Genomic DNA, 22,289 nt, shown 5'->3' with positions numbered 1-22,289 from the left:
TTACCGCGAGAGGACGGCGACGGTCTCGATGTGGTGCGAGTTCGGGAACAGATCCAGCGCATCGATACGCTCGGGCCGGTAGCCGAATGACGCGAACGTCGCGATGTCGCGGGCAAGAGCGACCGGGTCACAAGCGACGTAGACGACGGATGCCGGGGCGATCCCTGCGATGTGCTCGACGACCTCGCGACCCGCCCCCGCCCGCGGGGGATCGAGCAGCACCACGCCGCGGCGCAGGCGACCGCGCTCGCGTGGGCTTGCGGCGGCGGCCTGCGCCGCGAGCCAGCGGTCCACCCGACCGGTCTCGGCGCGTGCGCCGACCCACTCGGCGAGGTTGTCGCCCGCGTGTTCGGTCGCCCGCGCGTCGGACTCCACCGAAGTGACTTGCGCGCTCGCTCCGGCCAACTCCGCCAGGGTCGCGGCGAACAGCCCGACCCCGCCGTACAGATCCCAGTGCTGCGCCTCGGGGTCGAGACGGTCATCTCCCGAGAACGCGTCGCGGACGATCGAGGTGAGCGCTTCCGCCGCCAGCCGATGCACCTGCCAGAAGCCACCGGCATCCACCCGGAAGGTGCGACCGCCGACGATCTCGCTCACGACCTCCTGAGCGGTCGGATCGACACGCGGGCGCGGCGGGCGGGGCGCCGAGCGCGCACCTCGGCCGCGCGCGGGGCGGGGCGCGCGAGGGACCTCGGGACGAAGGATCACCCGGACGCTGCCGTCCGTGGGCTGGACGAGGTCGATGCGTCCCGGTTCGAAGCCCTCGAGTCCGAGCGCGACTTCCTCGATCTCGCGGGTGGCCAGCGGCAGCTCGGCGACCTCGATCACGCGGTGGCTGCGCGCCGCGAACGGGCCGATGCGGCCGTCCTCGTCCACGTGCAGGCTCACCCGGGTCCGCCACCGTGTTCCGTCGGGAGTCTCATCGTCGAGGCCGCGCATCGTGACGGCGGGGACCTCGATCCCGCCGAACCGGCGGAGCGCGTCTTCGAGCACGCGCTGCTTGAGTTCTCGCTGGTGGCCCAGGGCGATGTGCCCGAAGTCGGCGCCGCCGGGGCGCTCATCGGGGGGCGCCCCGATGTCGGCGGCCTGCCAGACATGCGGCCGGCGATGCGGCGAGGCATCGAGCACCTCGATCGCCTCCGCACGCCAGAAGGAAGACTTCCCCACGTCGGTCAGGCGCACCCGCACGCGCTCTCCGGGAATCGCGTCGGGGACGAACACGACGCGGTTCTCGTGGCGGGCGACGAAGACGCCGCCATGGGCGACATCCGTGATGTCGAGGTCGAGGAGGTCTCCGGGCTGCATCCCTCCACGCTAGTGCGGCGACGCCTACGCTGGAGCCCATGCGCGTGTGCCTGGCCTCCACCTCCCCCGCCCGCCTCATGTTGCTCAGAGGCGCCGGCATCGACCCCCTCACGCGGGCCCCGCAGGTGGACGAAGAAGCGGTCATCGCCGCCGTGGAGGCCCACGAGGGGCGCATTCTTGCGCCGGACGCGCATGTCCTGCTCCTTGCCCGGCGGAAAGCTGCCGACGTCGCCGCGACGATCGCGGCGGAGGATCCGATGTTCGACGGGATCGTCATCGGCGGGGATTCGATGTTCGAGCTGGACGGCGAGATCCTCGGCAAGCCCCATCTGCCGGCTGTCGCCGCCGAGCGGTGGCGCGCCATGCGGGGGCGCACCGGCATCCTGCACTCCGGCCACAGCGTGTTCCGTCTGCGCCCGGGCGCGGAACCGAGCGAAGCGCACGCGGTCGCGGCGGCATCCGTCAGCTTCGTCGCCGACATCAGCGACACGGAGATCGACGCATACGTCGCCTCCGGCGAGCCCTTGCAGGTCGCGGGCGCGTTCACCGTCGACAGTCTCGGAGGCGCGTTCATCGACCGTGTCGAAGGCGATCCGTCGACCGTCGTCGGGATGTCGCTGTCGATCGTGCGGCGTCTCGCGGGCGAACTCGGCATCGTGTGGACCGATCTCTGGAACACCCCTGCGCGCTAGGAGGGTCTCGTACACGATTTCGCGGCGATCTTGTGCGAGTGATCCAAAGGGGAGCACCCCTCGCTGAGTAGGCTGGCACCCATGCCCCTCCCCTCCGATGCGTCCCGCGTGCGTACGCCGATCACCAAAGTGCTCATCGCGAACCGCGGAGAGATCGCCGTACGCGTGATCCGTGCGGCGCGCGATTCCGGCAAGGGATCGGTCGCCGTCTACGCCGACCAGGACCGCGATGCGATGCACACGGGCCTCGCCGATGAGGCCTACGCCCTCGACGGTTCCGCGAGCGCCGACACCTACCTCTCGATCGAGAAGATCCTCTCGGTCGCCCGGCGGTCGGGAGCGGATGCTGTCCACCCCGGCTACGGGTTCCTCGCGGAGAACGCCGACTTCGCCCGTGCCGTCATCGGTGCGGGCCTGGTCTGGATCGGCCCCTCGCCCGACGCGATCGACGCGCTCGGCGACAAGGTGACGGCGCGTCACGTCGCCGAGAAAGTCGGCGCGCCGCTGGCCCCCGGCACGCCCGGACCGGTGTCCGGCGCCGACGAGGTCATCGCCTTCGCCGAGGAACACGGACTGCCGATCGCGATCAAGGCCGCGTACGGCGGCGGCGGGCGCGGCCTCAAGGTCGCCCGCGAGTTCGACGAGATCGCGGAGCAGTTCGAATCCGCGACCCGTGAAGCCATCACGGCGTTCGGACGCGGCGAGTGCTTCGTCGAGAAGTACCTCGACAAGCCCCGCCACGTCGAAACCCAGTGTCTTGCGGATGCCGCGGGGAACGTCGTCGTGATCTCCACGCGCGATTGCTCGTTGCAGCGCCGCCACCAGAAGCTCGTCGAAGAGGCCCCGGCCCCGTTCCTGACCGACGAGCAGAACCGCACGCTGTACGAATCGTCCAAGGCGATCCTCCGCGAGGTCGGCTATGTCGGCGCGGGGACGTGCGAGTTCCTGATCGGCGCCGACGGCACGATCTCGTTCCTCGAGGTCAACACCCGCCTGCAGGTCGAGCACCCGGTATCCGAAGAAGTCACCGGCATCGATCTCGTCCGCGAGCAGTTCCGCCTCGCCGAGGGCGGGACCCTCGACTACGACGACCCCGAACCGGTCGGACACTCCATCGAGTTCCGCATCAACGGCGAAGACCCGGGACGGGGCTTCCTCCCGCAGCCCGGCCGCATCCACCAGTTCAAGACGTTCGGTGGTCCCGGCATCCGACTCGACTCGGGCGTCACCGCGGGCGACAGCGTGAGCGGCGCGTTCGACTCTCTCCTGGGCAAGATCATCGTGACCGGCCGCGACCGGGCCGAGGCTCTCGAACGCTCTCGCCGGGCGCTGGACGAGTTCGAGGTCGCCGGCATGCCGACCGTGCTCCCGTTCCACCGAAAGGTCGTCACCGACCCCGCCTTCACCGCGGAGGACGGGGAGTTCGGCGTCTTCACCCGTTGGATCGAAACGGAGTTCGTCAACGACATCCCGCCGTGGGACGGCGAACTCGAATCGCCGGAAGACCCGGAGCCGCGGCACACCGTCGTCGTGGAAGTATCCGGCAAGCGCCTGGAAGTGAGCCTGCCCGATCGCATCGTGCACGCGCCCCTCAAAGTCGGCCGACCCGCCGCCGTCCCCCCGTCGCGGCGATCGCACGCCGTCGCCGTCTCAGCCGGAGCCTCGGGTGATGCTGTCAAGGCTCCCATGCAGGCCACGATCGTCAAGCTCGCCGTCGAAGAGGGGCAGCAGGTCGTCAAGGGCGACCTCGTCGTCGTCCTCGAGGCGATGAAGATGGAGCAACCGCTGCAGGCACACAAGGACGGTGTCATCGGCGCGATCGATGCGGCACCCGGCACGACGGTGCCCGCCGGTCACCAACTACTCACGATCTCCTGACGTGAACCGCCGGCTCGCTGTCGCCGCGGGGGCCCTCCTCGCCCTCGGCCTCACGGCGTGCGCCGGGGGAGCGACCGAAGCCGACCGCTCGGCCTGGTCGGGATGGTTCACCGAAGTCAGCAGCGCGGGATCGGGCAACAGCGTCGGCGCGCAGTTGACCGATTCGAGCGCGGCGAGCGCCACCCGCATCGACTTCGCCGACCCAACGACATTCACGTCGGTCGAACTGCGGTGTATCGGCAGCGATCGCGCCGCTTTCACCCTGACCTATACCGGCGAGGACACGACGCTCACGCTGTCGCAGGACATCGTGTGCCACGGCGGGGACCTGCTCACCCCGATTGCGGTGCCCCCGCAGGTCGGTCCCCTGACGGCATTCGCCGCGGCGGCGTCGTCGGCGGAGGCCGAGGGGTACTGGGTCGCGACCCTTCAGCCCTGACTCGTTCCCCGCTGATCGAGTGCGCCGGCCAAGCCGGCGTGTATCGAGATCACTCAAGACACCCCGACAGGGCGTCAGGCGACGGTGTCTTCGTCCGTCGTGACCTGGTGCATCGCACGGGTCGCGTCGGTGATCGAACCGGTCAGCGACGGGTACACGGCGAAGACCCGCGAGATCTGATCGACCGTGAGGCGACGCTCGACGGCGATCGCGATGGGGTAGATCAACTCGGAGGCGCGGGGCGCGACGATCACGCCACCGATCACCGTGCCCGAGCCTTCCCGGGCGATGATCTTCACGAATCCGTCCTTGACGCCCATCATCTTCGCGCGCGGGTTGGCGGCCAGCGGCAGCTTGTGAACGTAGCCGTTGATCGCGCCGGACTCGAGGTCTCTCTCCTGGCGCCCGACGGTCGCGATCTCCGGAGCGGTGAAGATGTTGGCGGTGATCCGACGGCGTTCCAGCGGAATCACGGTGTCACCCAGCGCGTGGAAAACGGCTGTCCGGCCCTGCATCGAGGCAACGGATGCCAGGGGCACGAACGTCGTGCAGTCCCCCGCGGCGTAGATGTTCGGCACGGACGTGCGGGCGACCCGGTTGACCTGGATGTGCCCCGAGTCGGTGAGCTGGATGCCGGCCGCTTCCAGACCGATCCCGGCGGTGTTCGGAACCGAGCCGACCGCCATGAGGCAGTGGCTTCCCTCGACCGTGCGACCGTCGGAGAGGGTGACGACGACGCCCTCGCCCGAGCGCTCCACTCGATCGGCGCGCGAGCGCGAGAGCACGGTCATGCCGCCGCGTGTGAAGACCTTCTCGAGGACGGCCGCGGCATCCCGGTCTTCGCCCGGGAGAACCTGTTCACGGCTCGAGATGAGCGTGACCTTCGCTCCGAGATTCATGTACGCCGATGCGAACTCCGCGCCGGTCACGCCCGACCCGACGACGATGAGGTGCTCGGGAAGGGCCCGCATGTCGTACAACTGCGTCCACGTGAGGATCCGCTCCCCGTCCGGCCGTGCGCTCGGCAGCTCTCTCGGCGACGCGCCGACCGACACGATCAGGGTGTCCGCTTCGACGCGATCGAAGTCCGTTCCCCCGGGGCCCGTCGACACGACGATCGAGTTGCGATCCTCCAATCGACCGTGGCCGGAGATGATTCGGACGCCGGCCTCGACGAGCTGGGCGCGCATGTCGTCGGACTGCTGGCGGGCGAGCGAAAGCAGCCGCCGGTTGACGGCGGCGAGGTTGATCGCGATCTCGGGCTTCATCGGGCGGCCACTGTCGGACTTCGCGAACAGTTGCACCCCGAGATCCTCCGCCTCGGCGATCGCCACGGCAGCATCCGCCGTCGCGATGAGGCTCTTGGACGGGACGACGTCCGTCATGACGGCCGCGCCTCCCACCCCGGCACGCTCGACCAGGGTCACCTCGGCGCCGAGTTGTGCGGCAGCGAGTGCCGCTTCGTACCCGCCGGGGCCGCCGCCGAGGACGGCGACGCTCTGGTTACTCACGAAGCTGGGGGACATGCATCCATTCTCTCAGGCCGACCGCGCGCAAAATTGACGGGCGCCCGCCTGGCACGGGGAGCCTCCGGGTTCATAGAGTGGACCCATGTCCGACACGATCACCCATCCCCTCGACGACCCGGCCACCGATCCGTTCGCGGTCGCCGCCGATGCCGCAGCCGATATCGCTCGCCTGACCGGTGTGGAGCGGCACGATATCGCCCTCACCCTCGGGAGCGGATGGGGCAAAGCCGCCGACCTCCTGGGTGAGACCACCGCCACTCTCGCCGCGACCGACGTCACCGGTTTCAGCTCGCCCGCACTGGCCGGCCACGTAGGCTCGATCCGCAGCATCCTCACCCCCGCCGGCAAGCGGGTGCTCGTCATCGGTGCCCGAACGCACTATTACGAGGGCCATGGCGTGCGCCGCGTCGTCCACAGCGTGCGTACCGCCGCCGCGACCGGAGCGAAGACGATGGTGCTCACCAACGGCGCCGGTGGCATCAAGCCCGCCTGGACGCCGGGCCAGCCCGTGCTCATCAGCGACCACATCAACCTCACGGGAGATTCGCCGCTCGAGGGCGCGACCTTCGTCGACCTGACCGACCTCTACTCGGTGAGGCTTCGCGACCTCGCCCGCAGCATCGACCCGTCGCTCGACGAGGGCGTGTATTGCCAGTTCCGCGGGCCCCAGTACGAGACGCCGGCCGAAGTCCAGATGGCGAAGATCATCGGCGGTCACATCGTCGGCATGTCCACGGCGCTCGAGGCGATCGCCGCGCGACAGGCCGGCATGGAAATCCTCGGGTTCTCGCTCATCACGAACAAGGCCGCCGGCATCCAGACGACTCCCCTCAGTCATCACGAGGTCATCGAGGCGGGCCAGATGGCGGAGCCGGTGATCTCGGCGCTGCTCGCGCGCGTGATCGGCCAGCTGTGAGCACCGTCGCGGCCGCGCGTGCGTGGCTCGCGCAGGATCCCGACCCGGTGACCCGTGCGGAGCTCGCCGAGGTGATCGACCAGGCCGAGAGCGGAGATGCCGCCGCGATCGCCGATCTGGACGACCGCTTCGACGGGCGTCTGGCGTTCGGCACGGCGGGGCTGCGCGGACGCCTCGGAGCCGGCAGCAACCGGATGAACCGGGTGCTCGTCGGGCAGGCCGCGGCCGGATTCGCCGCGTACCTGCGAGAGAAGGCAGCCTCCGGTTCGGTGCCCACCGTCGTGATCGGCTACGACGGCAGACGCAACTCCGACGTGTTCGCGCGCGACAGCGCTGAGCTCTTCGCCGGCGCAGGCTTGCGCGCGGTGCTCCTGCCCCGACTTCTGCCGACGCCGGTGCTCGCGTTCGCGGTGCGCCACCTGGGCGCCGCGGCGGGCGTCATGGTCACGGCATCCCACAACCCCCCCGACGACAACGGATACAAGGTCTACCTCGGCGGTGCCGACGAAGGATCGCAGATCGTGTCTCCCGCCGACGGCGAGATCGCGGCGCATATCCAGCGGGTTGCGGATGCCGGCGACCTCGGCGCCCTTCCCCGCTCGGAGGCGTATGAGATCGCCGATGAATCGGTCATCGAGGCCTACATCGCCGCGACCGCGACCGTCGCTCCCGCCCCGGCCGGTGCCGCCGGGATGAACTGGGTCTATACCGCGATGCACGGCGTCGGCTACGAGACGCTCGTGCGGATCCTCGAGACAGCGGGCTACCCGCTGCCGGTCGTCGTGGAGGCCCAGATCGAGCCGGACGGCCGCTTCCCGACCGTCGCGTTCCCCAACCCGGAAGAGCCGGGCGCGATGGATCTCGCGTTCGAGACGGCGCGGGCGGCCGGAGCCGAATTCCTGCTCGCCAACGACCCGGATGCGGACCGTCTCGCCGTCGCCGTTCCCGATCCCGCAGCGGACGGGGGCTGGCGCCGACTCACCGGCAACGACGTGGGCCTGCTGCTCGGGTGGCGTGCCGCGGAGCGCGCGAGCGGCGGCTCGCTCGCGTGCTCGCTCGTGTCGTCGCCGGGACTGCAGACGGTCGCCGAGCATTACGGCCTCGACTTCCATGCCACACTCACCGGGTTCAAGTGGATTTCGCGGGCGCCCGGACTCGTCTACGGATTCGAGGAGGCGCTCGGATACCTCGTGAACCCGGGGACCGTGCGGGACAAGGACGGCATCTCGGCGGCGATCGCGATGCTGGGGATGATCGCCGAGGCGCGGGAACAGGGCGAGACCCTCGCGGATGTGATCGCGCGCTTCCACGACACCTTCGGTGCGTTCGCGAGCGGCCAGGTCTCGATCCGGCTGGACGATGTCGCTGTGATCGGGACGATCATGGCGACCCTGCGGGCGCAGGCTCCGGCATCCATCGGCGGCGTCGCTGTCGAGCGGATCGAGGATCTGCTGGACGGAGCCGACGGAACGCCGCCGAGCGATGTCCTGCGGCTGTGGCTGACGGATGGATCACGCGTGATCGTGCGACCGAGCGGCACCGAGCCCAAACTCAAGGTGTACCTGGACGTCCGCGGCGACACCCCGGCCGATGCCGCCGCACGCGTGGCGGCACTCGACGTCGGAGCCCGGGCACTGTTGGCCTCCGCCCAAGCCTGACCTGGGCAGGCCCCGCGGCTTCCCCGTTCCCGCCGTCCCCCGCTCCGTATTCAGTCCAGCCGGAGGGCGGTCTGTCTGGGAGCCGCGGGAACTCGGGACAGGCCCTCGCAGCCGCGCGTCTCCAGACTGAATACGGTCCGGGCCGAGCGGGTGCGGAGCAGGGCGGGGCGGGCGTGCGTCCCGCCCTGGCGCCGCGCGGGTGTACCGATTGCAGGACCACCGCGCGCCGGCACTTCCGCCGGCCGCGGTTTTCCGCGGGGGGCGATGCGGATGCCGCGGGTGAGTCCTGCACACGGTACGGCGGGCGGCTTCGCCGCGGCGGCATAGGCTCGGATGCGTGCTGCTGAACGAACCCGTCGCCCTCGAGAACACCCACGTGCGGCTCGAGCCGCTGAGTCACCGCCACGCGGCCGACCTGACCCATGCCCGCGAGGGGCTCGAATATGCGTGGTACACCTCGGTCCCCGCCGCCGTGCCGAATGAGATCGAGCACCGGTTGGCCGAACATGCCGCCGGACGGATGAATCCGTTCGCCGTCGTCCGCGACGGGCGCGCGGTCGGCATGACGACGTTCTGCGGCATCGACCAGGAGAGCCCGCACGTCGAGATCGGCTACACGTGGCTGTCGCCCACCGTGCAGCGCACGGCCGTCAACACCGCCGCGAAGCTCCTCCTCCTGACGCACGCGTTCGAGGACTGCGGTGTCATCGCCGTCGAACTGCGCACGCACTTCCACAACCTGCAGTCCCGCGCGGCGATCGCGCGGCTGGGTGCGCGGCAGGACGGCATCCTGCGCAATCACCGCCTCGGACCCGACGGAAGCCCGCGGGACACGGTGGTGTTCTCGATCCTCCCGCACGAGTGGCCCGGCGTCCGCCGCGGCCTGGAGGCTCGCCTGGCTCGCAGCTGAGCGGGCATCCCCCGCCGATGCACGACACCCGTAGCGCCGCGCATGAACGCCGCAGAATGTCGAGATCGCCGCATCTCCTGCGCCGGATCGGTGCGGAGATCGCGACATTCTGCGGAGATCGCGACGAACGACGGGGCCGGGGCGCTGCCGGAGGCAGACGCCAGACCCGAATGCGCGCCGATCGGCGGACGCCGACTCAGCCGTCGACGACAGCCACGAGCTCGTCGAGGAACGCCGTGAAGGTCGTTCCGCGGCGCAGGATGCGGTGGACGCTCTCGCGCTCGCTGAACACCTCCACGAGCTGTTCGAACACGGTCTGGAACGCCTCGCGGTCGGATTCGGAGAACGCGACCATCGCGACGACCTGCACGCGCCCTTCGCCCCACGGGATCGAGAATTCGGCCAGGGCGACCGCGATCGCGGTGCGCGTGGCGGTCATCCCGATGGCGTGCGGGACGGCGAGCGCATCGGTGAACGCGGTCGACGACAACCGCTCGCGCTCGAGCGTCCGGGCGACATAGTCGTCGTCGATGACGCCTTGGGCCACGAGCGCCGCCCCGAGGGTGCGGATGACCCCGTCGGCATCGGCATCGGCGGGCACGCCCGCGACGAAGGCGTCTTCGACGAAGTACCGCTCCAGCTCGGCACGCAGGCGGGTGAGCCGGCGCCCCCGGCGCACGCGACCTGCGGCGGCCTGCACCCGCTCGATGTCGTTCTCGGTCAGGAACGGTTGGATGCGGACGACCCGGTCGCCCGTGAGGGGCGCATCGATCGTGGTCAGCACGAGGTCGGTGTCCAAGGCATCCCAGTCGGGGTCCACGCGCGTCTCGACCCCGACGACATCGACCGCCTGGCCGAGTGAGCGGTCGATCGACGAGCGGAGAAGCTCGTGCAGTTCGTAGTATCCCGGGCAGACGATCGTCGCGGTCAGCACGGTGCTCGCGGCACGACGCCGCTCGAGCCGACCCCCGACGTGCATCGCGATGTAGGCGATCTCGTCCTCAGCCAGATCGATGCCGAGAAGTCCTCGGAGCCCATCCGCGATGAACACCGCGACCTCGAAGATCATCGGGTACGTCGATTTCAGCGAGCGGGTGAGCGGGTTCCGCGACCATGCCTGCTCCTGCGCGCGTTGGCGAAGGTTCTGCACGTGCAGGGCAAGGCGGAGCACGAAATCCTCGTCATCGATGTCGACGAGGAACTCGGCGGCGGCGCGCTGAACCACGTCGCGGACCGCTGCTTCGACGTCGGGTTCGATGCGGGACCGCATGACGGATGCCGTCTCTGCCGCACCGGGTGCGACAACGCGGCTGAGGATCAAGGCGGCGAGATGGCGACGGTCTCCCGCCCCGAGACGCACATCCAGGTGCTCCTGACACAGCCGGTCGAGCAGGTCACCCACATCCCGCGCGGCTTCCGGGCCGGTGAGCGATTCGGCGCCCAAGGCACGGTCGTGGGCGACACGATCCGCGGTGATCGCGATGTGCATCATGACGTCACCGATGCCGAACTCGTTGACGAAGTATCCGAGCGCGCCGAGCCCCGCCACGAGGTCATTCTTGAACGGACCGAACACCGCGGTCCCGATCGATCCCTCGCCGAGCGTCCGGCGGATCGCCGCCAGGTCGAACGCGCCATCCTCGGTCTCTTCGTGCGCGAGCCTGCTGAGGAGCCGCCGCTGGGCCATCTCGGTGCCACGGAGCTTCGCGAGGGATGCGGTGCGCTCGAGGGTCAGCTGTGTGCCGCCGAGCAGGGCGCGAACGCGCCCGAGGTCACCTTCGAGGGTCGCCGGGCTGACGTGGAACTGTTCCGCCGTCGCATAGACGTCGATGCCGGCTTCATCGGCCAGCAGCGCCCGTACGAGACGGTGCAGGCGTTCCCTCGGCGTGGTCGCATCGACCCCGGACCGCAGGGCCGCCATCGCATCCGTTCCCGCGCGATAGCCGAGCGGACTCGACTCCACGACGGTTCCACCGGGCACGCGCGCGTTGAGTGCCGTGACGTAACTGCGGATGCTGCGCGGAGTGACCCCGATCGCATCGGCGAGGGCGCCAGCCGTCATCCAGTCGCCGTCCCGGGTCAGCAGAGCCATGACACGGTCCTGCCGGGGTCTGCTCACCCACCCAGTCAACCACCTCGCCAGAAGAGTTTCCGGTCCCGCGGAAAGAGGCCTGGTTGTCTCCTCCCAGCCCTTTCACAAGAATGGCGGAGAAGGAGGCGGATCGATGAGGATCCTCGTGGTGTGCGGCGCGGGAGCGTCGAGCACATTTGTGGCGCAGCGCGTCCGGCATGCCGCTCAGGCGGCAGGGCGGGATATGAGCGCGATCGCCGGTACCGAGCAATCGTTGCCGATCGATCTGGATGCGGCCGATGTCGTGCTCGTCGGCCCCCATTTGGTGCAGGCGTTGCCGCGAATCGAAATGGATGCCGCTTTCCGCGGTGCGACGGTCGTCCTGCTGCCCGCGGACATCTTCACGGATCTTGATGGGACACGCACGCTCGCGCTCATCGACGACGCGCTCAACACGCCACAAAACCGAAGGGACCAGAAATGACCCAGGCCACCCGCACGATTCGGATCGGCTCTTCCAACGGGCTGCATGCGCGACCGGCGAAGCTGTTCGCCCAGGCGGTGAAGGATTCCGGCATCCCCGTGACGATCACGAAGGGATCGGGAAGCCCGGTCAATGCGGCGAGCATTCTGGGAGTCATTTCGCTCGGTGCGGAAAAGGGCGACTACGTCACCCTCGCTGCGGAAGGCCAGGGCGTGGAGGAACTCCTCGACACGCTTGCCGACCTGCTGTCCACCGACCACGACGAGAACTGAAACCGAGGAGAGAGACGAACATGAGCGAACTGCGCGGAGTCGGCATTGGACTGGGCGTCGCCCAGGGACCGGTGGCACGCATGGCCGAGCCCCTGCCCGCCCCCGAGGACACACCGAGCACCCGGAGCGCCGAGGAGGAGACGACCCGCGTCCGTGACGCCGTCGCCGCGGTGGCCCGCGAGCTCGAAGAGCGCGGATCTCATGCCGGTGGCCTGGCGCGCGACGTGCTGGAAGCCCAGGCCATGATGGCCGAAGACCCGAGCCTGGACGCCGAGATCGGCACGCGCATCGCGGCCGGCAAGACGGGTGAGTTCGCGGTGCACGATGCGTTCGCATCGTTCCGCGACACACTGTCCGCCATGGGCGGCTATCTCGGTGAGCGCGCCGCCGACCTCGACGACGTCGCCCAGCGTGTCATCGCGCGCCTGCGCGGCCTGCCCGCGCCCGGCGTGCCCGACCCGGGCCACCCGTTCATCCTGGTGGCGAAGGACCTCGCCCCGGCCGATACGGCCCTCCTCGACCTCGACAAGGTGCTCGCCCTCGTCACGACCGACGGCGGCCCGACGTCGCACACCGCGATCCTCGCCCGTGAGAAGTCGATCGTCGCGATCGTCGGCGCGGCCGCCGCGAAGGACCTCGTCGACGGCCAGACGGTCATCGTCGACGCGGCCAAGGGGGTCGTGACGATCGACCCGACCGACGACGAACTCGCTCAGGCGCAGCACCGTGCCGACGCGCGCGCGACAGCGACCTCCGCTCCTCTCACGCCGGGTGCCCTGGCCGACGGCACCAAGATCCCCCTGCTCGCCAACCTCGGCAAGCCCGCGGGCGCGGCGGAAGCCGTCGAGCTCGGCGCCGAGGGCGTGGGCCTGTTCCGCACCGAGTTCCTCTTCCTGAGCTCGACGAACGCCCCGACGGTCGACCAGCAGACGAAGGCCTACACCGAGCTGCTCGCAGCTTTCCCGGGGCAGAAGGTCGTGGTGCGGGCGCTGGATGCCGGCGCCGATAAGCCGCTGGCCTTCCTCAACGATGCGCACGAGGAGAACCCCGCACTGGGTCTCCGCGGCATCCGTTCCCTCCGTGCCAGCGAAGACATCTTGCGTGAGCAGCTCACAGCGCTCCAGCAAGCCGACAAGGCGACCGAGGCCGACCTGTGGGTCATGGCGCCGATGGTCGGCACGGTAGAGGAGACCGAGTACTTCACGACGCTGTGCCGCGAGTACGGCATCAAGACGGCCGGTGTCATGGTCGAGGTCCCCTCGGCGGCGCTCATGGCCGACAAAGTGCTCGCGATCGCCGACTTCGCCTCGATCGGGACGAACGACCTCACGCAGTACACGATGGCCGCTGACCGCCTGCTGGGCTCGGTCTCCAGCTTCCAGGACCCGTGGCACCCCGCCGTGTTGCAGCTCATCGGCATGACCGGTGCGGCCGGCAAGGCCCAGGGCAAGCCCGTCGGCATCTGCGGCGAGGCCGCCGCTGACCCGCTGCTCGCCGTCGTCCTGGTGGGCCTCGGCGCCACGAGCCTGTCCATGGCCCCCACGGCCCTGGCCGACGTCCGCGCAACTTTGCTGACGCACACGATCAAGGATGCCGAACGCATCGCCGCGGCCGCCCTGGCGGCCGACGACGCAGCCTCGGCCCGAGCAGCGGCCCAAGCAGCCGCAGACGACACCGCCGCGGCATAGGCCGCGGCCCACCCGAAGGAGAAACAGCAGACCATGACAACGGCGTCCACTACACCGGGGGGTGTCAACCGCGCACGCGTAGGCGTGCAGCGGTTCGGCACCTTCCTCTCGGGCATGATCATGCCCAACATCGCGGCGTTCATCGCCTGGGGCTTCATCACGATGCTCTTCATCACCGATGGATTCTTCGGTGCTCGAAGCCCCTTCGGCTGGCACTGGTACCCGGTGTCGGAAATCATCGGCGGTGGCGGCGACTCCGCCATCATCGGCTGGCAGGGCGCGATGACCGCGGTCGCCGAGGGCGACGGGGGCAACTTCTTCGCCTACGTGGGACTCGTCGGTCCGATGGTGACCTACCTGTTGCCGCTCCTCATCGCCAACACCGGTGGCCGCATGGTCTACGGCGAGCGCGGCGGGGTCGTCGCGACGATCGCGACCTTGGGCGTCATCGTCGGCACGAACATCCCGATGTTCCTCGGCGCGATGATCATGGGCCCGCTGGCCGCGTGGATCACGAAGCAGATGGACAAACTGTGGGACGGCAAGATCAAGCCGGGCTTCGAGATGTTGGTCAACAACTTCTCCGCCGGCATCCTCGGTATGTTCCTGGCGATCATCGGCTTCTTCGCGTTCGGTCCGGTCATGCTCGGCATCAGCGCGTTCCTCGGCGGAATCGTCGGCTGGCTCGTCGACTTCAACCTCCTGCCACTGCTGTCGATCATCGTCGAACCGGCGAAGGTGCTGTTCCTCAACAACGCGATCAACCACGGCGTCTTCACTCCGCTCGGTTTCGAGCAGGCGGCCGAGACCGGCAAGTCGATCCTGTTCCTCATCGAGGCCAACCCCGGTCCGGGTCTCGGTCTCCTCCTCGCCTTCACGTTCTTCGGTGTCGGCGCGGCGAAGGCTTCCGCTCCCGGCGCGATCATCATCCAGTTCTTCGGCGGCATCCACGAGATCTACTTCCCGTACGCGCTGAGCAAGCCGTTCACGATCCTCGCGCTCATCGCCGGTGGCGCCACGGGTGTCTCGACGAACATGCTCCTGAACGGCGGTCTGCAGTTCCCGGCCGCTCCCGGCAGCATCATCGCGGTCTCGGCCGCGGCGATCGGTGCCGGACCGCTGAACCTCGTCGTGGTGTACCTCTCGGTCATCCTGGCGGCGCTGGTGACGTTCCTGGTCACCGGTGTGATCCTCCGCGCATCGCGCAAGCGCGACCTCGAAGCCGATGCATCGGGCTCGTTCGAGGACGCGATCGCGAAGACCGAGGCGAACAAGGGCAAGAAGTCCGACACCCTGTCGAGCCTGCGCGCCGGCGCCACGGCGAACGCGGCGACGGGCGGCGACCACTCGTCGATCGGAGCTGACCTGGCCGCCGACGCGATCGCCACCGGCGCCGTCACGACCGACAAGCAGGTCCGCACAATCGTGTTCGCGTGCGACGCCGGGATGGGGTCCTCCGCGATGGGGGCGAGCGTGCTGCGCAACAAGATCAAGAAGGCGGGCGTCGAATCGGTCTCGGTCACCAACAAGGCGATCGCGAACCTGGACGGCAGCGAGGACCTGGTCATCACTCAGCAGCAGCTGACCGACCGGGCCCGCGCGAAGACCCCCGAGGCGTTGCACGTCTCGGTGGACAACTTCATGAACTCGCCCAAGTATGAAGAGGTCGTGGATCTGGTCAAGAACCAGAACGCCGACGGCGCCTGAGCGCCGGTGAACCGCCGCGGAGCCGGACGGCGCGATGCCCCGGCTCCGCGGCCCACATTTCTGTACAGACTTTCTGCACAGACACAAAGGAGACGCAACATGTCGAACGAAGTCCTGAATGTCGGACAGGTCCGCATCCATTCGGGATCGGTGACCCGCGAAGACGCCATGCGCGAGGCCGCCGACATTCTCGAATCCGCCGGAGCCGTGACGTCCGCCTACTTCGATGCCATGCAGCAGCGCGAGGTCACGGTATCCACGTACATGGGCAACGAGCTCGCGATCCCGCACGGCACCAACGAGACGAAGGACTCCATCCTCGACTCGGCGCTTTCCTTCGTGCGGTACGACGGCGGCGTCGACTGGGGCGGAGAGCCCGTGACGTTCGTCGTCGGGATCGCCGGAAAGGGCGACGAACACCTCGAGATCCTGTCGCAGATCGCTCTGATCTTCTCCGAAGACGACGAGGTCGCGCGTCTGAAGGAAGCCACCACCCCGGAGGAGCTGTTCGCACTCCTGTCGTCGGTGAACGACCGATGAAGGCCGTCCACTTCGGCGCCGGCAACATCGGACGCGGTTTCGTCGGGCTCCTCCTCCACGAAGGCGGCTACGAACTCGTGTTCTCCGACGTCGCCGCTCCCCTCGTGGATGCGGCGAACGCCGCGTCGAGCTACACCGTCCACGAGGTGGGCGAGGGCGGCACCGACAAAGTGGTCACTGGCTTCCGCGCGATCAACAGCCAAACCGACCCGCAGGCGGTCGTGGATGAGATCGCCGGCGCCAACGTCGTCACGACCGCGGTCGGCCCGACGATCCTGCGTTTCGTCGCGCCACACATTCTGGCCGGCATCGCCCTCCGCGACCCCTCCGCTCCCCCGCTGCAGGTCATGGCGTGCGAGAACGCGATCGGCGCGACCGACATCCTCCAGGACGAGATCAAGGCGCTCGCCGGGGATGCGTGGGACGGCCTGGCCTCCCGCGCCGTCTTCGCCAACACCGCCGTCGACCGGATCGTGCCGGCGCAGGCGCCGGGCGAGAGTGTCGACGTCACGGTCGAGCCGTTCTTCGAGTGGGCGATCGAGCGGCTGCCGTTCGGCGACCTTCTGCCGCACATTCCGGGCGCGCATTTCGTCGACGATCTCACCCCGTACATCGAGCGAAAGCTGTTCACGGTCAACACGGGTCACGCCACGACGGCGTACTTCGGCAGCCAGGCGGGCGTCGAGAAGATCTCGGATGCCCTCGCCGACCCCTCCATCGCCGCGAAGGTGAGAACCACCCTCGAGGAGACCTCCGCGCTTCTGGTGCAGAAGCACGGCCTCGATCCGGCGGACCTCGCCGCTTACCGCGCGACGATTCTCCGCCGCTTCGCCAATCCCGCCCTGCCCGACACGGTCGGCCGGGTCGGACGACAGCCTTTGCGCAAGCTCTCCCGTCACGAACGCTTCATCGGCCCCGCGGCCGAAGCTGCCGAGCGCGGATTGCCGGTGGGCGCACTCGTCGCGGCGATGGGTGCCGCGCTGGAGTTCGACGATTCCGCCGATGAGCAGTCGGTCGACCTCCAGCGCCGGTTGCGCGAAGAGGATGCCGCACAGTTCACCGCATCCGTCACAGGACTGGAGGCCGACCACCCCTTGTTCGCGCAGGTCGAGGACGTCGTGCGCGCACGCCAGGCGGACCTCAAGGTCTGACATGCGCGCGGGGCACGCGTCGTAGGCTGGATGTGTGCCCCCGAAACGCCGTCGCCGTGTTCTCCGCTGGATCTTCGGCATCCTGGGCGGGCTCGTCATCGCCGCGGTCGTCGGGATTCTGGTGTGGAGCCAGGTCGGTGTCATGGCGGCCGAGCCCGAACCGCTCGCGGCCGTCCGCACCGACGACCGGATCACGATCACGGATGACAGCGCGGGCATCGTGATGGCTCCGAGCGCCGGGGAGAGCGACGTGGGACTCGTCTTCATCCCGGGTGCGAAGGTCGATCCGTGGGGGTACGCCGCGACGCTCTCGGGCCTCGTCGCCGACGACGAGATGACCGTCGTGATCACGAAGCCCTGGCTGAATCTCGCGTTCTTCGACCTGCGTGGCCTGTCGAGCTTCACCGACCTCGCTCCGGGCGTCACCACGTGGATGGTCGGCGGTCACTCACTCGGCGGCGTGCGCTCGTGCCAGCTGGCTGCGGATGCCGATGCCCTCGTGCTCTTCGCCTCGTATTGTGCGACCGATGTGTCGAGCACCGATCTGCCGGTTCTCAGCCTCTCCGGGTCGGAAGACGGCCTGTCGACCCCCGAGAAAATCGCCGAGGCCCGGCATCTCCTCCCGGCAGATGCCGAGATGGTGGAGATTCCCGGCGCGAGCCACGCTTCGTTCGGCGCATACGGACCGCAGGCCGGCGACGGCACGCCGACCGCCACCGCGGCCGACGTGGATGCCATCATCACCGAGCAGATCGGTGATCTCGCCGCACAGCTCCGCTGATCCCGGCGCGTGGCAGGATCGGGACCATGCACGATCGTCGCCCCGCCATCATCGGCGCGGGACCGTCCGGATTGGCGGCCGCACGCGCGCTGCAGCGCGCCGGCATCCCGTTCACCGGCTTCGAGGCTTCGCGCGGTGTCGGCGGGCTGTGGGACATCGAGAATCCGCGCTCGACGATGTACGAGTCGGCACATCTCATCTCGTCACGCACGACGACGCAGTTCACCGAGTTCCCGATGCGGACGGATGCCGACTACCCGAGCCACCGTGTACTGATCGAGTACTTCCGGGACTTCGCCGACCATTTCGGACTCACCGCACAGTTCCGCTTCGACACCGCCGTCACCTCCGTCACCCCGGCGCCCGACGGTGACGGCTGGGACGTCACCGCGACGAACTCGGCGACCGGTGCGCAGGCGACGGAACGGTTCGGCTCGGTGATCTTTGCCAACGGCACGCTCGCGGAACCTGCGGTCCCCACATTCCGCGGCGAGTTCACCGGTGAGATCTTCCACACTTCTCAGTACACAAGCCCGCGCGAGCTCGATGACCGACGCGTGTTGATCATCGGGGCCGGCAACTCGGGCTGCGACATCGCCGTCGATGCCGTGCACCACGCCACATCGGTCGACATGAGCGTGCGCCGCGGGTACTACTTCGTGCCGCGCTACCTGTTCGGCAAGCCCTCCGACACGCTGAATCAGGGCACACCCCTGCCCGCGCGGATCAAACAATTCATCGACACGCGCGTGCTCCGCGCGTTCACCGGCGACCCTGTGCGGTTCGGCTTCCCGAAGCCTGACTACCGAATCTACGAGGCGCACCCCGTCGTCAACACCCTCGTGCTGAACCATCTCGGTCAGGGCGATCTGCGAATCCGAGCCGACGTGGATCGATTCGACGGTCGCACGGTCCACTTTCGCGACGGTTCGAGCTGTGACTACGACACCGTCCTGCTGGCGACGGGCTACACGCTCGACTATCCGTTCGTCGAACGCAGCGCACTGAACTGGACCGGGGCCGCACCGAAACTCTTCCTCAACATTTTCCCGCCGTCGTTCAACGGGCTGTATGTGATGGGCATGATCGAGGCCTCGGGCATCGGCTGGCAGGGCCGGGCCGAGCAGGCCGAACTGATCGCGGCGTACCTCGCGGCGGATTCGGACGCGCAGGCGCGATTCCGCGCGGGCGTCACGGATCGCCCCTGGCCGGATCTCACCGGCGGCTACCGCTATCTGGCGCTCGCGCGGATGGCCCACTACGTCAACAAGGATGCCTATCGTGCCGCCGTGCGCCGGGCGATCGCGTCGCTGCGCTCGGATGCCGGCATCCGCCCCGCGCGTCGCCGTCGGCGCACCCGCTGATTCGGGTCGCGTGTGGCCGCATCCGCGCACGGACAGCGACGACGCGCGACCCAAAACGGAGCAGCGGATCAGGCGCCGAAGCCCTCGCCGATCAGCTCGATGAGCTCCTCGCGCTCCTCGACCGAGAGGAAGGCTCCCGCCGCGGCGTTCAACTGGAACGCCTCGAGGTCCTCCAGGCGATAGTCGAACGTCTCCGCCAGCAACGCCAGTTCGCGCGTCAGCGACGTGCGGCTCATCGTGCGGTTGTCGACGTTCACCGTGACGGCGAAACCGAGCTGGTAGAGCAGGTCGAACGGGTGGTCTTCCAGGGACGTACCCCAGGCGGCGATCGCGCCGGTCTGCAGGTTCGACGACGGGGAGAGCTCCAGCGGAATCTCCCGGTCGCGCACCCAGCGGGCCAGGTCGCCGAACGTCACCAGCACCTCATCGCCCTTCTGCTGGATGACCTCGAGATCCTCGGCAATGCGCACGCCGTGGCCCAACCGCAGCGCACGCCCGTCGATGAGCGCGGAGCGGATCGAATCGAGTCCGGCCGCTTCCCCCGCATGCACGGTCGTCGGGAAGAACTGCGCGGCCAGGTAATCGAACGCCGCACGATGGTTCGCGGCCGGGAACCCGTCCTCGGGGCCGGCGATGTCGAACCCGACGGCGCCGCGGCCACGGAAAGCCACCGCAAGCTCCGCGATCTCGAGCGAGCGATCCGTGTGCCGCATCGCCGTGATCAGCTGGCCCACGCGGATGTCGCGATCGGTGCCCGAGACGGCATCCTCCCCCTCTTCGATGCCTTCCTGCACGGCTTCGACAGCTTCCTCGAGCGAGAGTCCGCCGGTCAGGTGCTGCTCGGGCGCCCAGCGCACCTCACCGTAGATCACACCGTCGGCGGCGAGGTCCTCGACGAATTCGCGCGCGACGCGGCGGAGGCCGTCGGCGCTCTGCATGACGGCGGTCGTGAGATCGAACGTCTTGAGGTACTCCACGAGCGAGCCCGAGTCGCTCTGGTCCTCGAACCAATCGGCGAGGTCGGCGGCATCCGTCTGCGGCACCTCGAGCCCGATGCCGTCGGCAAGCTCGATGATGGTCTGCGGACGAAGTGCCCCGTCCAGGTGATCGTGGAGCGACACCTTCGGCAGGGACCGGATCGAGACGCCGTCGAGCGTCGTGTCACCGTGCTGGTCGATGGCCATGTGAATCTCCTGGATGTTCGGGTTCGGGTAGTCAGGCGGTGATGCGCTCAAGGACGAGCGGGGTGGATGCCGGGGCCTCGGCCCCGATCTCCCAGGCGCCATCGAGGGCGTCCAAGGCCCGCGCGAAGCGGTTCTCATCATCGGCGAGCAGGGTGAACACCGGCTGTCCGGCGGCGATGCGATCGCCCGGCTTCACATGCAGATCGATCCCGGCAGCGTGGATCACGGGGTCCTCGGCACGGGCACGCCCGGCGCCGAGACGCCACGCGGCGATACCGAACGGAAGCGCGTCCATGCGCGAGACGACACCGTCCCGCGCGGCGACCACGGTGTGGGTCTCGCGGGGTGCGGGGAGGGCGGCATCCGGATCACCGTCTTGGGCACGGATCATTTCGCGCCAGGCATCCATCGCGCGGCCGTCCTGCAGGGCCTTTTCGACGTCGGCGTCCGGCTGGCCGGCGAGCGAGAGCATTTCGCGGGCGAGCGCGACGGTCAGCTCGATGATGTCGGCGGGGCCGCCACCGGCGAGCACCTCGACCGACTCGCGGACCTCGTTGGCGTTGCCGATCGCGAGGCCGAGCGGCGTGTTCATGTCGGTCAGCAGCGCCGTGGTCGCCACGCCCGAGTCGGTGCCGAGCGCGACCATCGTGCGCGCGAGCTCGCGTGCCTTGTCGACATCGCGCATGAACGCGCCCGAGCCGAACTTCACGTCGAGCACGAGCGCACCGGTGCCCTCGGCGATCTTCTTCGACATGATCGACGACGCGATCAGCGGAATGGCCTCGACCGTTCCGGTGACGTCGCGCAGCGCGTACAGCTTCTTGTCGGCGGGGGCGAGCCCCGAGCCGGCGGCGCAGATCACCGCGCCGACACCCTCGAGCTGCGCGAAGAGCTCCTCATTGCTGAGAGCCGCGCGCCAGCCCGGGATCGACTCGAGCTTGTCGAGCGTGCCGCCCGTGTGCCCGAGACCGCGCCCGGAGAGCTGCGGCACGGCGACGCCGAACGCCGCCACGAGGGGCGCGAGCGGCAAGGTGATCTTGTCGCCGACACCGCCCGTGGAGTGCTTGTCGACCGTGGGCTTGCCGAGTCGGGCGAAGCTCATCCGCTCACCGGAGGCGATCATCGCCTCCGTCAGCACGCGGATCTCGTCGCGCTCCATGCCGTTGAGCAGCACCGCCATCGCGAACGAGGCCATCTGCGCATCGGCGACGTAGCCCCGGGTGTAGGCGTCGACCATCCAGCGCAGCGCATCCTCGGGGACGGTGCCACCATCGCGCTTGGCGCGGATGACATCGACGGCGTCGAACGGCTCGACAGCGGTCATCGTGCAGCCTCCAGATCGCGCGGGCCGAACGCATCCGGCAGGACTTCGTCGATCGTCCGGATGCCGGAGACCGTCTCGAGCAGCATGCCCGGCAAAGCGAATTCGTAGAGCAGTTGACGGCAGCGTCCGCACGGCATGATCGTCTCGCCGTCGTTGTTGACGCAGACGAACGCGACCAGTTGGCCCCCGCCGGACATGTGCAGGTCGCCCACGAGCGCGCACTCAGCGCACAGCCCGACGCCGTACGAGGCGTTCTCGACGTTGCACCCCGAGACGATGCGGCCGTCGGCGACGAGGGCCGCAGCCCCCACCCGGTAGCGCGAGTAGGGCGCGTAGGCGCGTTCCATGGCCTGAACGGCGACGCTGCGCAATTCGTCCCAATCGATGTCGGTCACG

At 69.0% G+C, this 22,289-nt stretch carries 20 protein-coding genes; 14 read left to right on the top strand and 6 right to left on the bottom strand.

What is annotated here, in order from left to right:
• Positions 1–1,305, bottom strand: a complete 1,305-nt coding sequence (locus N4R40_RS10405) for a class I SAM-dependent RNA methyltransferase (protein ID WP_261607308.1) — start codon at positions 1,303–1,305, stop codon at positions 1–3.
• 38 nt (positions 1,306–1,343) lie between these two features.
• Here N4R40_RS10405 and N4R40_RS10400 point away from each other — a divergent pair, with 38 nt between their 5' ends.
• The 3 genes from N4R40_RS10400 (at position 1,344) to N4R40_RS10390 (ending at position 4,314) form a co-directional block, all read left to right on the top strand.
• Positions 1,344–1,997 carry a Maf family protein gene (locus tag N4R40_RS10400; protein WP_261607307.1) on the top strand — a complete coding sequence of 218 codons (654 nt, stop codon included), beginning with the start codon at positions 1,344–1,346 and terminating at the stop codon, positions 1,995–1,997.
• Positions 1,998–2,078: 81 nt separating this feature from the next.
• Positions 2,079–3,875: an acetyl/propionyl/methylcrotonyl-CoA carboxylase subunit alpha gene (locus N4R40_RS10395; RefSeq protein WP_261607306.1), complete on the top strand. Its 1,797-nt coding sequence runs from the start codon at positions 2,079–2,081 to the stop codon at positions 3,873–3,875.
• Between the two features lies 1 nt (position 3,876).
• Entirely contained in the window at positions 3,877–4,314 is a 438-nt protein-coding gene (locus tag N4R40_RS10390) for a hypothetical protein (RefSeq protein WP_261607305.1), read from the top strand.
• 74 nt (positions 4,315–4,388) lie between these two features.
• On the opposite strand, the gene N4R40_RS10385 is transcribed toward N4R40_RS10390, so the two are convergent.
• Positions 4,389–5,840 carry an NAD(P)H-quinone dehydrogenase gene (locus tag N4R40_RS10385; protein ID WP_261607304.1) on the bottom strand — a complete coding sequence of 484 codons (1,452 nt, stop codon included), beginning with the start codon at positions 5,838–5,840 and terminating at the stop codon, positions 4,389–4,391.
• A gap of 85 nt (positions 5,841–5,925) precedes the next feature.
• Between N4R40_RS10385 and N4R40_RS10380 the strand changes: the two genes are divergently transcribed.
• From N4R40_RS10380 to N4R40_RS10370, 3 genes are all read left to right on the top strand, one after another.
• Positions 5,926–6,759, top strand: a complete 834-nt coding sequence (locus tag N4R40_RS10380; RefSeq protein WP_261607303.1) for a purine-nucleoside phosphorylase — start codon at positions 5,926–5,928, stop codon at positions 6,757–6,759.
• Positions 6,756–8,417, top strand: coding sequence for a phospho-sugar mutase (locus N4R40_RS10375; RefSeq protein ID WP_261607302.1), 1,662 nt, complete (start codon positions 6,756–6,758; stop codon positions 8,415–8,417). The genes N4R40_RS10380 and N4R40_RS10375 overlap by 4 nt, the downstream gene beginning before the upstream one ends.
• 337 nt (positions 8,418–8,754) lie before the next feature.
• Positions 8,755–9,327 (top strand): GNAT family N-acetyltransferase, encoded by a 573-nt coding sequence (locus N4R40_RS10370; RefSeq protein ID WP_261607301.1) that lies wholly within the window; start codon positions 8,755–8,757, stop codon positions 9,325–9,327.
• 196 nt (positions 9,328–9,523) lie between these two features.
• Here the strand turns inward: N4R40_RS10370 and N4R40_RS10365 are convergent, their stop codons facing one another.
• Positions 9,524–11,419, bottom strand: a complete 1,896-nt coding sequence (locus N4R40_RS10365; RefSeq protein ID WP_261607435.1) for a BglG family transcription antiterminator — start codon at positions 11,417–11,419, stop codon at positions 9,524–9,526.
• Between the two features lie 133 nt (positions 11,420–11,552).
• Here N4R40_RS10365 and N4R40_RS10360 point away from each other — a divergent pair, with 133 nt between their 5' ends.
• The 8 genes from N4R40_RS10360 (at position 11,553) to N4R40_RS10325 (ending at position 19,385) form a co-directional block, all read left to right on the top strand.
• Entirely contained in the window at positions 11,553–11,882 is a 330-nt protein-coding gene (locus N4R40_RS10360; RefSeq protein ID WP_261607300.1) for a PTS sugar transporter subunit IIB, read from the top strand.
• Positions 11,879–12,154 carry an HPr family phosphocarrier protein gene (locus tag N4R40_RS10355; protein WP_261607299.1) on the top strand — a complete coding sequence of 92 codons (276 nt, stop codon included), beginning with the start codon at positions 11,879–11,881 and terminating at the stop codon, positions 12,152–12,154. Before N4R40_RS10360 ends, N4R40_RS10355 begins: the two co-directional genes overlap by 4 nt.
• Before the next feature lie 20 nt (positions 12,155–12,174).
• On the top strand, positions 12,175–13,842 hold the full coding sequence (ptsP, locus tag N4R40_RS10350; RefSeq protein WP_261607298.1) for a phosphoenolpyruvate--protein phosphotransferase: 1,668 nt from the start codon (positions 12,175–12,177) through the stop codon (positions 13,840–13,842).
• A 33-nt stretch (positions 13,843–13,875) separates the two neighbouring features.
• Positions 13,876–15,549, top strand: a complete 1,674-nt coding sequence (locus N4R40_RS10345; protein WP_261607297.1) for a PTS mannitol transporter subunit IICB — start codon at positions 13,876–13,878, stop codon at positions 15,547–15,549.
• Between the two features lie 99 nt (positions 15,550–15,648).
• Positions 15,649–16,089 carry a PTS sugar transporter subunit IIA gene (locus N4R40_RS10340; protein ID WP_261607296.1) on the top strand — a complete coding sequence of 147 codons (441 nt, stop codon included), beginning with the start codon at positions 15,649–15,651 and terminating at the stop codon, positions 16,087–16,089.
• The gene (locus N4R40_RS10335; protein WP_261607295.1) at positions 16,086–17,240 is read left to right on the top strand and encodes a mannitol-1-phosphate 5-dehydrogenase; all 1,155 of its coding nucleotides are present in this window, start codon (positions 16,086–16,088) and stop codon (positions 17,238–17,240) included. Before N4R40_RS10340 ends, N4R40_RS10335 begins: the two co-directional genes overlap by 4 nt.
• 34 nt (positions 17,241–17,274) lie before the next feature.
• Entirely contained in the window at positions 17,275–18,021 is a 747-nt protein-coding gene (locus N4R40_RS10330) for an alpha/beta hydrolase (protein ID WP_261607294.1), read from the top strand.
• 26 nt (positions 18,022–18,047) lie between these two features.
• Complete coding sequence (locus tag N4R40_RS10325) at positions 18,048–19,385, top strand: flavin-containing monooxygenase (RefSeq protein WP_261607293.1); 1,338 nt, start codon at positions 18,048–18,050, stop codon at positions 19,383–19,385.
• A gap of 68 nt (positions 19,386–19,453) precedes the next feature.
• Here N4R40_RS10325 and N4R40_RS10320 read toward each other — a convergent pair whose 3' ends face one another.
• The 3 genes from N4R40_RS10320 to N4R40_RS10310 are packed head-to-tail and all read right to left on the bottom strand — an operon-like array spanning position 19,454 to position 22,288.
• Positions 19,454–20,569, bottom strand: coding sequence for an adenosine deaminase (locus N4R40_RS10320; RefSeq protein WP_261607292.1), 1,116 nt, complete (start codon positions 20,567–20,569; stop codon positions 19,454–19,456).
• 31 nt (positions 20,570–20,600) lie between these two features.
• On the bottom strand, positions 20,601–21,893 hold the full coding sequence (locus N4R40_RS10315) for a thymidine phosphorylase (RefSeq protein ID WP_261607291.1): 1,293 nt from the start codon (positions 21,891–21,893) through the stop codon (positions 20,601–20,603).
• Positions 21,890–22,288 (bottom strand): cytidine deaminase, encoded by a 399-nt coding sequence (locus tag N4R40_RS10310; protein WP_261607290.1) that lies wholly within the window; start codon positions 22,286–22,288, stop codon positions 21,890–21,892. Before N4R40_RS10310 ends, N4R40_RS10315 begins: the two co-directional genes overlap by 4 nt.
• Position 22,289 lies beyond the last annotated feature (1 nt).

This window comes from Microbacterium memoriense (genome assembly GCF_025398275.1).
Classification (GTDB): domain Bacteria; phylum Actinomycetota; class Actinomycetes; order Actinomycetales; family Microbacteriaceae; genus Microbacterium; species Microbacterium memoriense.
Note: the sequence above shows the minus strand (reverse complement) of the source record. Positions and strands in the feature narration are given on the sequence as shown.